The 11,490-nt window shown below is 67.7% G+C and carries 13 protein-coding genes; all 13 read left to right on the top strand.

Going from position 1 to position 11,490, the window contains the following annotated elements; genetic code table 11:
• The 13 genes from AC6RIC_RS03780 to nirK all read left to right on the top strand — a co-directional run bounded on the left by AC6RIC_RS03780 (position 1) and on the right by nirK (position 11,474).
• Positions 1–345: a RidA family protein gene (locus tag AC6RIC_RS03780; protein WP_047574586.1), complete on the top strand. Its 345-nt coding sequence runs from the start codon at positions 1–3 to the stop codon at positions 343–345.
• Positions 346–477: 132 nt separating this feature from the next.
• Positions 478–1,635, top strand: coding sequence for an acyl-CoA dehydrogenase family protein (locus tag AC6RIC_RS03775; protein ID WP_499735152.1), 1,158 nt, complete (start codon positions 478–480; stop codon positions 1,633–1,635).
• Between the two features lie 173 nt (positions 1,636–1,808).
• The gene (locus tag AC6RIC_RS03770) at positions 1,809–2,501 is read left to right on the top strand and encodes a Crp/Fnr family transcriptional regulator (RefSeq protein ID WP_499735151.1); all 693 of its coding nucleotides are present in this window, start codon (positions 1,809–1,811) and stop codon (positions 2,499–2,501) included.
• 148 nt (positions 2,502–2,649) lie between these two features.
• A complete protein-coding gene (locus AC6RIC_RS03765) occupies positions 2,650–3,102 on the top strand; it encodes a c-type cytochrome (protein ID WP_113587314.1) in 453 nt (150 codons plus the stop codon).
• Between the two features lie 40 nt (positions 3,103–3,142).
• Positions 3,143–4,489, top strand: a complete 1,347-nt coding sequence (locus AC6RIC_RS03760; protein WP_499736549.1) for a cbb3-type cytochrome c oxidase subunit I — start codon at positions 3,143–3,145, stop codon at positions 4,487–4,489.
• Between the two features lie 69 nt (positions 4,490–4,558).
• Positions 4,559–5,371, top strand: coding sequence for a CbbQ/NirQ/NorQ/GpvN family protein (locus AC6RIC_RS03755; RefSeq protein ID WP_499736548.1), 813 nt, complete (start codon positions 4,559–4,561; stop codon positions 5,369–5,371).
• A gap of 11 nt (positions 5,372–5,382) precedes the next feature.
• Positions 5,383–7,275, top strand: coding sequence for a nitric oxide reductase activation protein NorD (locus tag AC6RIC_RS03750; protein WP_499735150.1), 1,893 nt, complete (start codon positions 5,383–5,385; stop codon positions 7,273–7,275).
• A gap of 165 nt (positions 7,276–7,440) precedes the next feature.
• The gene (locus tag AC6RIC_RS03745) at positions 7,441–7,596 is read left to right on the top strand and encodes a hypothetical protein (protein ID WP_291653205.1); all 156 of its coding nucleotides are present in this window, start codon (positions 7,441–7,443) and stop codon (positions 7,594–7,596) included.
• Between the two features lie 102 nt (positions 7,597–7,698).
• Positions 7,699–8,007, top strand: coding sequence for a DUF2249 domain-containing protein (locus AC6RIC_RS03740; RefSeq protein WP_454654833.1), 309 nt, complete (start codon positions 7,699–7,701; stop codon positions 8,005–8,007).
• Positions 8,008–8,031: 24 nt separating this feature from the next.
• Positions 8,032–9,429: a hypothetical protein gene (locus AC6RIC_RS03735; protein WP_499735149.1), complete on the top strand. Its 1,398-nt coding sequence runs from the start codon at positions 8,032–8,034 to the stop codon at positions 9,427–9,429.
• Positions 9,392–9,934, top strand: coding sequence for a DUF2249 domain-containing protein (locus tag AC6RIC_RS03730; protein ID WP_454654830.1), 543 nt, complete (start codon positions 9,392–9,394; stop codon positions 9,932–9,934). The genes AC6RIC_RS03735 and AC6RIC_RS03730 overlap by 38 nt, the downstream gene beginning before the upstream one ends.
• Positions 9,931–10,215, top strand: coding sequence for a metal-sulfur cluster assembly factor (locus tag AC6RIC_RS03725; protein ID WP_499735148.1), 285 nt, complete (start codon positions 9,931–9,933; stop codon positions 10,213–10,215). Before AC6RIC_RS03730 ends, AC6RIC_RS03725 begins: the two co-directional genes overlap by 4 nt.
• A gap of 131 nt (positions 10,216–10,346) precedes the next feature.
• Positions 10,347–11,474 carry a copper-containing nitrite reductase gene (nirK, locus tag AC6RIC_RS03720; RefSeq protein WP_454658930.1) on the top strand — a complete coding sequence of 376 codons (1,128 nt, stop codon included), beginning with the start codon at positions 10,347–10,349 and terminating at the stop codon, positions 11,472–11,474.
• The last annotated feature ends 16 nt before the right edge of the window (positions 11,475–11,490 follow it).

Below are 11,490 nucleotides of genomic sequence, written 5' to 3'. Positions count from 1 at the left end.
ATGGCCATCAAGCGTTCCATCCGCACGCCCATCCAGAACCGCATCGTCGAGACCGGCAATCTCGTCTTCGTCGGCGGCGTCATCGCCGACGACACCACGCAGTCGATGGGTCCGCAGACGCAGAACATCCTCGGCAAGATCGAGGGCTATCTCGGCGAGGTCGGGCTCGACCGCAAGGCGATCGTCGCCGCCCAGATCTTCGTCACCGACCTCTCCCAGAAGAAGGAGATGGATGCCGCCTGGACCGGCTTCTTCGGTGAGGACATGCCGACCCGCGCGACCGTCGGCGTCGCCGATCTCGGCGGCGGCGCGATCATCGAGATCGTGGTCACCGCCGCGCGCTGAGGGCGTCGGCATAGTACAACGCTATAGGCGCAGCGTCGCGCCTGTAGCCCATCCTTGGAAAGCGGAAACGGGGGTGCCCAACCTTCCGGTGCTGGCATAGGGTCGCCACCTGACGACTGCCTCGAGGTCCGCATGCAGCACCCTTCCGACCATGCCGAGATCCGCGACGCGATCGCCCGGCTCTGCGCCGGATTTCCCGGCGAATACTGGCGCAAGCTCGACCGCGAGATGGCCTATCCGACGGAGTTCGTGACGGCACTCACGGACAGCGGCTTCCTCTCGGCGCTGATCCCCGAGGAATACGGCGGCGCCGGCCTCACGCTCTCGGCTGCCGCCGTGATCATGGAGGAGATTCAGCGTCAGGGCTGCAACGGCGCCGCCTGCCACGCCCAGATGTATGTAATGGGCACGGTGCTGCGCCATGGCAGCGAGGACCAGAAGCAGCGCTACCTCCCGAAGATCGCCTCGGGCGACCTCAGGCTGCAGGCTTTCGGCGTCACCGAACCGACCAGCGGCACCGACACGACCGCGCTCCGGACGACCGCCCGCCGCGATGGCGACCACTATGTCGTCAACGGCCAGAAGATCTGGACCAGCCGCGCCGCGCAATCCGACCTGATGCTGCTGCTCGCCCGCACCACGCCGCGCGACCAGGTCGCCAAGCGCACCGACGGGCTCTCGGTCTTCATCCTCGACATGCGCGAGGCGCTGAAGGACGGCCTGACCATCCGGCCGATCCGCACGATGATGAACCACGCCACCACCGAGGTCTTCTTCGACAATGTGAAGGTCCCGGCCGAGAACCTCGTCGGCGAGGAGGGCAAGGGCTTCCGCTACATCCTCTCCGGCATGAATGCCGAGCGCATCCTGATCGCCGCCGAATGCGTCGGTGATGCCAAATGGTTCATCGACAAGGCCTCGACCTACGCCAAGGAGCGCCATGTCTTCGGCCGGCCGATCGGCCAGAACCAGGGCATCCAGTTCCCGATTGCCAAGGCCTACGCCAATATGCGCGCCGCCGAACTGATGGTGCGCGAGGCGATCCGGCTCTACGAGGCCGGCGCCAATCCGGGCGCCGAAGCGAACATGGCGAAGATGCTGGCGGCCGATGCCTCCTTCGAGGCGGCCAATGCCTGCGTGCAGACCCATGGCGGCTTCGGCTTCGCCGAGGAATACGATATCGAGCGCAAGTTCAGGGAGACGCGGCTCTATCAGGTCGCGCCGATCTCGACGAACCTGATCCTGTCCTATCTCGCCGAGCACGTGCTGGGCATGCCGCGCTCCTACTGACAGCGCAGGCACTCGCCACAACCCTTTCGAGTCTTCTTTGCCATAGTGCAAAGAAGGCTCGACCGATCCTGCCTAATGTCCGCTCATGGCATCGTCCCTGCATGACCGCAGGCCGGCGCCCGCACCTCGAACGCCCACCCGCTGGACTTGCGAGCAGGCCGACCCGGACGACCATGAGCATTGATGCCGACCTGCTGCGCGGGGCGCCCCTTTTCGCATCCCTCGCAACGAGCGCGCGGAAGACCATCGCCGCGGCCGCTTCCCTGCGCCATCTCGCCGCCGGCGACAACGCCTTCACGCAGGGCGAACCGGCCGGCGAACTGTTCCTCCTGCTTGCGGGAGGCCTGAAGCTGGCGCGGGCCGGCTGGGACCGGGAGCCGGTGATCCTGCGCCTCGTCCATCCCGGCGAAGTCTTCGATCTCGGGCATGGCCCGCATCGGCTCCGGCACGATGCGACGGCAAGTGCCCTGCGCGACAGCACGCTCGCCGTCTGGCCGCTCGCGTCCTGGCAAAGACTGCTGCATGAGCTGCCGGCCCTGCCCTTCGGGCTGGTGCGGGCGCTCGGCCTCGAACTGGCGGAGACGCAGGGGCGCTTCCTTGAGATCGCCTCGCTCGACGTGCCCCGGCGCCTCGCCCATGCGGTGCTGCGCCTGATCGACCGGGCCGGCCGGCACGAGGAGGACGGCATGCGCATCGATGTCCCGCTCTCCCGGCAGGATCTCGCGGCCATGACTGGCACCACCCTGCACAATGTCTCGCGCATCCTGACGCGCTGGGAGCGCCACGGCCTGATCATCGGCGGCCGGCGCACGCTGCTGGTGCGCGATATTCCGGCCCTGATGCGCCTCGCGACGGCGGAAGCCTGACTGCGCGCCTTACGCCTGCGTACTGTTTGCCAAAGCGCAAAGAAGGACCTCCGGCCCCTCGCTATCACCGCCTTGTCCCCTGCCGCCGATCTGCGGGGGCTCTTGAGCCGGCGTCGCCGGCGCGCACGCGCAACGGAAGGGTGAACGCATGGCCGAACGTCTGACAAAGGCGGGAGCCCGAAATGTCTTCTATGGCGGATCGATCTTCTTCTTCGCCATCTTCGTCGGGCTAACCGCCCATAGCCACTGGTTCATGCGGACGCAGTCGACCGACGAATCGACGCTGACCCCGGCCGTCGCCCGGGGCAAGCATGTCTGGGAGCGCAACTCCTGCATCAACTGCCACACGCTGCTCGGCGAGGGCGCCTATTTCGCCCCTGAGCTCGGCAATGTCTGGAAGCGCTATGGCGGCGACAAGGACGCAGCCGGTGCCCGCGAGAGCCTGAAGGCCTGGATGGCGGCCCAGCCGACCGGGATCGAGGGTCGGCGCCAGATGCCGCAGTTCAACCTGACCGAGCAGGAACTCAACGATCTCGCCGACTTCCTGGAATGGACGAGCCGGATCAAGACCCAGAACTGGCCGCCCAACGATGCCGGCTGAGACATCGCGACAGGAGAGAGCCATGCCAGGCTACAATACGATGAGATACCAGACCCAGAGCGTCGCGATGCTCTATTTCTACGGCGCGCTTGTGCTCTTCGTCGCGCAGGTCGCCTTCGGGGTCGTCGCGGGACTGATCTATGTCCTGCCCAATACGCTATCCGAGCTGCTGCCCTTCAACATCGTGCGGATGATCCACACCAACGCCCTGGTGGTCTGGCTGCTGCTCGGCTTCATGGGCGCGACCTATTACCTGCTGCCGGAAGAGGCGCAGACCGAGCTCTACAGCCGCAAGATCGCGGTGGTGCAGTTCTGGCTGTTCTTCGTCGCGGCGGCGATCGCCGTGGTCGGCTATCTCTTCCGCATCCATGAGGGGCGGGAGTTCCTCGAGCAACCCTTCGCGATCAAGGTCGGCATCGTCGTCGTCGTGCTGATGTTCCTGTTCAACATCACCATGACCTCGCTGAAGGGCCGCAAGACCACGGTCACCAACATCCTGCTCTTCGGCCTCTGGGGTCTGGCGCTCTTCTTCCTCTTCGCCTTCTACAACCCGGCCAATCTCGCGCTCGACAAGATGTACTGGTGGTACGTCATCCATCTCTGGGTTGAGGGCGTCTGGGAGCTGATCATGGCTTCCGTGCTGGCCTTCCTGATGATCAAGCTCAACGGCGTCGACCGCGAGGTCGTCGAGAAATGGCTCTATGTCATCGTCGGGCTCGCCCTGTTCTCCGGCATCCTCGGCACTGGCCACCATTATTACTGGATCGGCGCGCCCGGATACTGGCAGTGGATCGGCTCGCTGTTCTCGACGCTGGAGGTCGCGCCCTTCTTCACCATGGTGATCTTCACCGTGCAGATGACCTGGAAGGCCGGCCGCAACCATCCCAACAAGGCCGCCCTGCTCTGGTCGATCGGCTGCTCGGTGATGGCCTTCTTCGGCGCCGGCGTCTGGGGCTTCCTGCACACGCTCTCCTCGGTGAACTACTACACCCACGGCACGCAGGTCACCGCCGCCCACGGCCACCTCGCCTTCTTCGGCGCCTATGTGATGCTGAACCTCGCGATGATGGCCTATGCCATCCCCGAGCTGAAGGGCCGCGCGCCCTACAACCAGTGGCTCTCGATCGCGAGCTTCTGGATGATGTGCACGGCAATGTCGGTGATGACCTTCGCGCTGACCTTCGCCGGCGTCGTCCAGGTCCATCTCCAGCGCGTCCTCGGCCAGAGCTTCATGGACGTGCAGGACCAGATCGCCCTCTTCTACTGGGTTCGGCTCGGCTCCGGCGTGGTGGTGGTGATCTCGGCGCTGATGTTCGTCTGGGCCGTGCTGGTGCCCGGCCGCGAGCGCAGCGCCGATCCGGTCGCCCTCGCCCAGCCGGCGGAATGACGCTTCAGCCCGCCGGCCACCCGGCCGGCGGGCTTCCGTTTCCTTGCCCTACGGATTTTCGCGATGAACATGATTCCGCGCCCGCCGATCCTGGCTCCCGCCTGCGTCGACATCCCCGCCTACACCGCCTCCGGCAACGAGCGCTTCCTGTTCGAGAAGGCTTGGGAGAGGCGCCTGCCGCTGCTGCTGAAGGGCCCGACCGGCTCGGGCAAGACCCGCTTCGTCACGCATATGGCCGCGACGCTCGGACTGCCGCTCTACACGATCGCCTGCCATGATGACCTCTCCGCCGCCGATCTCACCGGCCGCCACCTTCTCAAGGGCGGCGAGACCGTCTGGGTCGACGGGCCGCTGACGCGGGCGGTGCGAGAGGGCGGGCTCTGCTATCTCGACGAGATCGTCGAGGCCCGCAAGGACGTGGCGGTGGTGCTGCATCCGCTGACCGACGACCGCCGCATCCTGCCGCTGGAACGCACCGGCGAGCTGCTCGCCGCCCCGGCCTCCTTCATGATCGCGGTCTCCTACAACCCCGGCTACCAGAACCTGCTGAAGAACCTGAAGCCCTCGACGCGCCAGCGCTTCGTCTCGATCAGCTTCGACTTCCTGCCGCGCGAGCAGGAGATCGCCGTGGTCGCGCAGGAAAGCGGGCTCGACGAGGCCGCTGTCGCACCGCTTGTCGACCTCGCCCGGCGCCTGCGCACGCTCAAGGGACAGGATATCGAGGAGGGCGTCTCGACCCGCCTCGTCGTCTATGCCGCGAGCCTGATCGCCGCCGGCCTGCCGCGGCAGGAGGCCGTGATGGCCGCCATCATCGAGCCGCTGACCGACGAGCCGGAAATCCGCGCCGGGCTGGTCGAAATCGCCCGCGCGGTTCTCGTCTAGGGAGCCCGACGATGCTGGACTTCCTCGAGCTGGAAGAGACGGTCGGGCGCTTCTGGCACCGACTGGTCGGCGATACTGCGAGCCTGCCGTATCACCCGCAGGCTGCGGTGACGCTGGCGAGCATGGCGCCGACGCTCGCCGTCTGCTTCCGCGGCTTCGGCGGCGAGCCCGGCGTCAGGATCGTCCCGGCCCGCGAGCGCACAGCCGGCCACCGGCTCAATCTGCGCCAGCGCGTCGGCCTCGGCGAGGAAAGACTGGCCCAGGCGCTGCGTACGCCGGACAGCCTGCAATTGCCGGCAGAGATCGCGCTCTTCCCGCAGCCAAGGCTCAACCGCGATCTCTATGTCTGGCTCGCCGCCTGCATGGCCGCGATGCCGCCGCGGCCGTCCACCGAAACCGATCCGCTCCGGCGCGACCTCGCCTTGATCGCCGCCGCGCAGCGCCTCGTCGCGCGGGTCCTCGCGGCTTTTCCCGGTCTCAGCCCTACCTATCGCCGATTGGCCGACGCCCTGCTTGCGAGTCGGCGCCGCGAGGGCCTGCCCGCGACCGAGGCCAAGGTCGAGGCCTTGATCCGTGCCTTGCTCGGTGGCGAGGCCATCGAGATCGCCGCCGAGGACTGGCTCGCCAAGGCCCCGGCCGGCTATCTGCCGGCGCTCGGCGTGCCGCTCTGGCCCCTGGCGAGCGCATCTGCCCCCGCCCGCACCCGTCGCCGCGACGAGGACCAGCCGCCGCCGGCCTCGGCGAAGGCCGAGGAGCAGATGAAGGCCTATACCGCCAGCCGCGACGAGACGGCCGAGGACTGGCGCGAGCGCAGCCCCTTCGCTCTCAACCGCTTCGAGACGATCCTGGCGATGTCGGAGATGGTCGCGGTCGACCGCCCCTCCGACGACAGCGAGGAGCACGAGCCCGAGGCCGCCGACGAGCTCGACGACATGGTGCTGAGCGAGCGCAAGGGCCGCCCGGCCTCGCGCTTCCGCTTCGATCTCGATCTGCCGCCTGAGGCGATGGACGAAACCGCGCTGGCCGGCGCCCTGACCTATCCGGAATGGGATTTCCGCAGCGCAAGCTACCGCGACGACCATTGCCGCGTGCTCGCCGGAATGGCGCAGCAGGAGCAGGCCCCCCCGGTGCAGGATGCCGCGACGCGCGCGCTGGTGCGGCAGGTCCGCCGCCGGTTCGAGGCCCTGCGCCCGCTGCGCGAGCCGCAGCGCGGCCAGATCGACGGTCCCGATCTCGATCTCGACGCGGTGGTGCGCCGCCAGGCCGATCTCGCCGCCGGCGGCTCTGGCAGCGACCGCATCCATCTGGCGAGCCGGCCGCAGGCGCATGACCTCGCCGTGACCACGCTGATGGATGTCTCGCTCTCGACCGATTCCTGGTTCGACGACCTGCGTGTGCTCGATGTGGAGAAACAGGCATTGACCGTCTTCGCCCATGGGCTCGCCGCCTGCGGCGACCGCCACGAGATCCTGACCTTCACCTCGCGCCGGCGCGACTGGGTCAGGATCGAGACGGTGAAGCGCTTCGACGAGGCGATGGGGTCGGCGGTCGAGGCGCGCATCGCCGCGCTCAAGCCCGGCTACTACACCCGCATCGGCACCGCGATCCGCCATGCAGCAGTGGGGCTCAAGGCCAGGCCCGACCGGCGCAAGCTGCTGCTCGTCCTGACCGACGGCAAGCCCAACGACATCGACCATTACGAGGGCCGCTTCGCCATGGAGGATACGCGCATGGCGGTGATCGAGGCGCGCCGCGCCGGCATCTGCGTTTTCGCCGTCACCGTCGACCGGGAGTCGCGCGCCTATATCCCGCATCTCTTCGGCCGCAACGGCCATGCCGTGGTCTCACGGCTCGAACGCCTGCCGGCGGCCCTGCCGGCGATCTACCGCGCGCTGGCGGCTTGAAGGTACTCATTTTAAACGGAACCACGTGGGCCATCCCGGCCGGAGCGAAACGCAGAGCCGGGATCCATGCCTGAACCTGGATCGGAAGCGCTCTGGCATGGATCCCGGGTCAAGCCCGGGATGACGCCGTGGTTCGATGGACAATCCCGCTCCGAGGAGAACGCCATGACCGACGCCCAGATGGGTCTTGTCGTCGCCACACCCGCGATCATCGTGATGGCCCTGCTGCTCTACCGGATGGGCGTGCTGCAGAAGGGCGGCGTGGCAGCCGCCATCATGATGTCGCTCGCCATCGCCGTCCTGCTCTTCCTCGAACAGTGACCCGGGCAAAGCGACGCTGTTTGCGTTTCGGCAAATTGCCGCCGGGGCACCTTCGCTAGGCTGAATAGCCGCCCGCATCGGGGCCGCAACCGGAGCCGAACCATGACCACCCAGCCCCTCGAGCCGCTCGACGTGCGCACCATTCCGCCGGTCGTGCGCCATGCCACGATCTTCGGCATCATGGAGCGGCTCTCGCCCGGCGACGCCTTCAGGATCGTCAACGATCATGACCCCGCGCCGCTGCGCCGGCAGATCGAGGCACGTTATCCCGGCTCCTATTCCTGGGATTACATCGTGCAGGGCCCGGAGATCTGGCAGGTCGAGATCGGCCGTAACGAAGCCGGCGAGGATGGCCACGCCGCCGATTGCGGCGGCCACGACGAAGGCCATTCCTGCACCTGCGGCCACTGAGCCGCCTCTCGGGAGATCGCAGCCATGCCGATGGCATCGCTGTCCCGCTGGACGATGAGCTATTTCGCGACCGCGCTGGCTTTTCTGCTCGCGGCCGAGGCTCTCGCCGTCGCCGGCATCGGCTATCCCGCTGCCGGCCTCGCCGAACCCGCGACGCTCGTCCTCGTCCATCTCGTGGCGATCGGCTGGCTCAGCCTCGCCATGGCCGGTGCGTTGCTGCAATTCGTGCCGGTTCTGGTCTCCCGCCCCCTCGCCTTCCCCCGTATCGCCCTGCCGGCGCTGCTCGCGCTTATCATCGGCCTCATCCTGCTCTGCGCTGGCTTCGCCACGTTGGCCGGCTGGATCGAGGCCTCGCTCGACCTGCTGCCGCTCGGTGCCGCCTTCCTGCTCTCAGGCTTCTCGCTGCTCGGCCTGATGCTGGGCGCAACGCTCCTGAGCGCGCGCCCGATCGTCCTGTTCGCCCGCTTCGTCCTCACCGGCCTCATTTGCCTGGCCGCCACGGCGCTGAGCGGCACCGCCTTCACGACGCTCCTGTCGGGACGCGGCGACTGGCTCGGCACCGTCACTCTATTGCCCGATGGCCTGCCCTTCCACGCCCTGCTCGGCCTCGGCGGCTGGCTCGGGCTGATCGCCATCGGCGTCAGCTATCGCCTCTTCATCATGTTCATGATGGCGCCGGAGCCGCCGGCCCGCCGGGTACGCCCGGTGCTGCTGTTCGCGAGCCTGGGGCTCGCCCTCGCCTTCGCCGGTCTCATGGCGCCCTTCGCCGGCATCGAAACGGGCGCCGGGTGGATCGCTGCAACACTCGTTGTGCTGATCATGGCCGGCCTGTGCTACGGCCGCGACATCCACGCGCTCTATCGTGCCCGCCGGCGCAAGGCGCTGGAGATCAACATGCGCGCCAGCATCCCGGCCTTCGTCGCGCTCGGCCTCGGGTTGGCAGGGCTGCCGGTCGCCATCGTCGCTCATGCGGGCGACGGCTCGATCGCGGCACTCGTCTTTCTGATCGCTTTCGGATGGCTGGGCGGCTTGACGCTGGCGCAGCTCGTGAAGATCGTCTCCTTCGTGACCTGGCTCGAAACCTATGCGCCCCGCCTCGGGCGCGGCCCGGCGCCGCGCGTCGGCGATCTCGTCGCCATGCCGCGAACCGGCTGGTGGTTCCTGCTCTATTATGGCGGGGTCGTGCTGGGGGCTGCCGCGCTGGCCATCGCCGCGCCGACCAGCTTCCGCCTAGCCATGACGCTCTGCCTGGCCGGGACTGCCGGCCTCGTCGCCGAACTCGTCCGCATCCGCCGCTTGTCGCAGATCAAGGCCGCCGACAGGCCGCCGGCGCATGAATGCCCCCGGCTGCTGGCCGCGCGGGCCGAGGAAAGGAGACCCAACCATGTCGAAGCCGGAAGCATCGCCCATCCGCGAGCTTGACGTCCGCCCGATGCTGCGGGCCGGCGCGGAGCCGTTCCAGGCGATCATGGAGGCGGTCAGCGCCCTCGCGCCGGGCGAATCCTTGCGCCTCATTGCACCCTTTCGGCCGGTGCCGCTGTTCTCGGTCATGGCCAATCGCGGCTTTTCCGCCAGCGATCGCCCGCTCGACGGCGGCGACTGGGAGGTCCTGTTCTCACCGGTCGCCGGAATGCAGGCCGAGGCCGGACTCGCCACGGGCAGCAGCCCCTCCGCCCTGTCCTGGGGCAATCCGATCGAAGAACTCGACCTCGTCGATCTCGAGCCGCCCGAGCCGATGGTACGCATCCTGGAAGCGCTCGAGGACCTGAAGCCCGGCGACGTGCTGTTCGCGCTGCTCGCCCGCGAACCGGTCTTCCTCTTCCCCGAACTGGCCAAGCGCCAGCACGAATGGGCCGGCAATTTCGATGCCTCCGGCACGGCCTATCGCTTGCTCGTGCGCCATGGCGGCGAGAGGGCGCACGGATGAGCGTCAAGCTGGAACGCCTCGTCGAGATCGCGCTGCGCGACGTGCTCGATCCCGAGATCGGCCGCAGCGTCGTCGATCTCGGCCTGATCTACGCGATCACGGCAGCGCCGGATGGCAGCGTCGCGGTCACCATGACGACGACCACGCGCGGCTGCCCGCTGGCCGGCTTCCTGAAGGAGGCCGTTGCCATGGCGGCCGGCGCCGTCGAGGGTGTCGCCGGGGTCACGGTGACGCTGACCTACGAGCCGGCCTGGGAGCCGGCGATGATCGCTGCCGAATGACGATCCCGGCCAGGATCGTCGGAAATGTTGTGCTGCAACAAAGACCGATTTCGCCAGGCTCCTAGAGTGCTCACGACCGGGCGAACTCCGGTCTTCTGGCAAGGAGACAGGCCATGGGCCAAGGGCTCAAAATGGGCGAAGAACTCAAACTGACCCGCCGCAGCATTCTGGCGGGAGCGGCAGCCACGGGGGCGATCGTCCAGGCGGCTTCCGCGCCGGCTCAGGCGCAGGCCGTGATGACCAAGGCCAGTGCCACCGACATCGCCAAGCTGCCGCGCGTCAAGCCGAAGCTGGTCGATCCCCCCTTCGTGCATGCGCATGAGCAGGTCGCGACCGGCGGGCCGAAGGTCGTCGAGTTCACGATGACGATCCACGAGAAGAAGATCGTCCTCGACGATGCCGGCACCGAGACCTACGCCTTCACCTTCAACGGCACGGTGCCCGGCCCGCTGATGGTCGTGCACGAGGGCGACTATGTCGAGCTGACGCTGATCAATGCCGAAACCAACGAGCTGATGCACAATATCGACTTCCATTCGTCGACAGGTGCGCTCGGCGGTGGCGGCCTGACCGAGGTCAACCCCGGCGAGAAGGTCGTGCTGCGCTGGAAGGCCACCCGGCAGGGCGTGTTCGTCTACCACTGCGCCCCTCCCGGCATGGTGCCCTGGCACGTCACGGCGGGCATGAACGGCGCCATCATGGTGCTGCCGCGCGACGGACTGAAGGACGGCCAGGGCAAGGCCCTGAAATACGACAAGGTCTATTATGTCGGCGAGCAGGACTTCTATGTGCCGCGCGACGCGAACGGCAAGTTCAAGCGCTATGCCAGCGTCGGCGAGTCGCATGAGGATGTCGTCAAGGCGATGCGGACGCTGACCCCGACCCACGTCGTGTTCAACGGCAAGGTCGGCGCGCTGACCGGCAAGAATGCGCTCACCGCCAAGGTCGGCGAGACCGTGCTGATCGTCCACTCGCAGGCCAACCGCGACACGCGCCCCCACCTGATCGGCGGCCATGGCGACTATGTCTGGGCCACCGGCAAGTTCCGCAACCCGCCGGAGCGCGACCTGGAGACCTGGTTCATCCCCGGCGGCTGCGCGGGCGCGGCGCTCTATACCTTCCTGCAGCCGGGCATCTACGCCTATGTCAACCACAACCTGATCGAGGCCTTCGAGCTCGGCGCCGCCGGACACTTCAAGGTCGAGGGCGAGTGGAATGACGACCTGATGAAGCAGATCCTGGCCCCGGCCGGCATCTGACGTGTCCCCGCCTCCC

The sequence above is a fragment of the Allobosea sp. TBD101 genome (genome assembly GCF_059817965.1).
This window is presented reverse-complemented; position numbering and strand designations above follow the sequence as displayed.

What these genes read in the sequence shown, in the direction of transcription:
- AC6RIC_RS03755 (WP_499736548.1), top strand. Translation starts at nt 4,559, where the DNA reads ATGATTCCGCGCCCGCCGATCCTGGCTCCCGCCTGCGTCGACATCCCC.
- nirK (WP_454658930.1), top strand. Translation starts at nt 10,347, where the DNA reads ATGGGCGAAGAACTCAAACTGACCCGCCGCAGCATTCTGGCGGGAGCG.
- AC6RIC_RS03745 (WP_291653205.1), top strand. Translation starts at nt 7,441, where the DNA reads ATGACCGACGCCCAGATGGGTCTTGTCGTCGCCACACCCGCGATCATC.
- AC6RIC_RS03750 (WP_499735150.1), top strand. Translation starts at nt 5,383, where the DNA reads ATGCTGGACTTCCTCGAGCTGGAAGAGACGGTCGGGCGCTTCTGGCAC.
- AC6RIC_RS03775 (WP_499735152.1), top strand. Translation starts at nt 478, where the DNA reads ATGCAGCACCCTTCCGACCATGCCGAGATCCGCGACGCGATCGCCCGG.
- AC6RIC_RS03765 (WP_113587314.1), top strand. Translation starts at nt 2,650, where the DNA reads ATGGCCGAACGTCTGACAAAGGCGGGAGCCCGAAATGTCTTCTATGGC.
- AC6RIC_RS03770 (WP_499735151.1), top strand. Translation starts at nt 1,809, where the DNA reads ATGAGCATTGATGCCGACCTGCTGCGCGGGGCGCCCCTTTTCGCATCC.
- AC6RIC_RS03725 (WP_499735148.1), top strand. Translation starts at nt 9,931, where the DNA reads ATGAGCGTCAAGCTGGAACGCCTCGTCGAGATCGCGCTGCGCGACGTG.
- AC6RIC_RS03735 (WP_499735149.1), top strand. Translation starts at nt 8,032, where the DNA reads ATGCCGATGGCATCGCTGTCCCGCTGGACGATGAGCTATTTCGCGACC.
- AC6RIC_RS03760 (WP_499736549.1), top strand. Translation starts at nt 3,143, where the DNA reads ATGAGATACCAGACCCAGAGCGTCGCGATGCTCTATTTCTACGGCGCG.
- AC6RIC_RS03780 (WP_047574586.1), top strand. Translation starts at nt 1, where the DNA reads ATGGCCATCAAGCGTTCCATCCGCACGCCCATCCAGAACCGCATCGTC.
- AC6RIC_RS03730 (WP_454654830.1), top strand. Translation starts at nt 9,392, where the DNA reads ATGTCGAAGCCGGAAGCATCGCCCATCCGCGAGCTTGACGTCCGCCCG.
- AC6RIC_RS03740 (WP_454654833.1), top strand. Translation starts at nt 7,699, where the DNA reads ATGACCACCCAGCCCCTCGAGCCGCTCGACGTGCGCACCATTCCGCCG.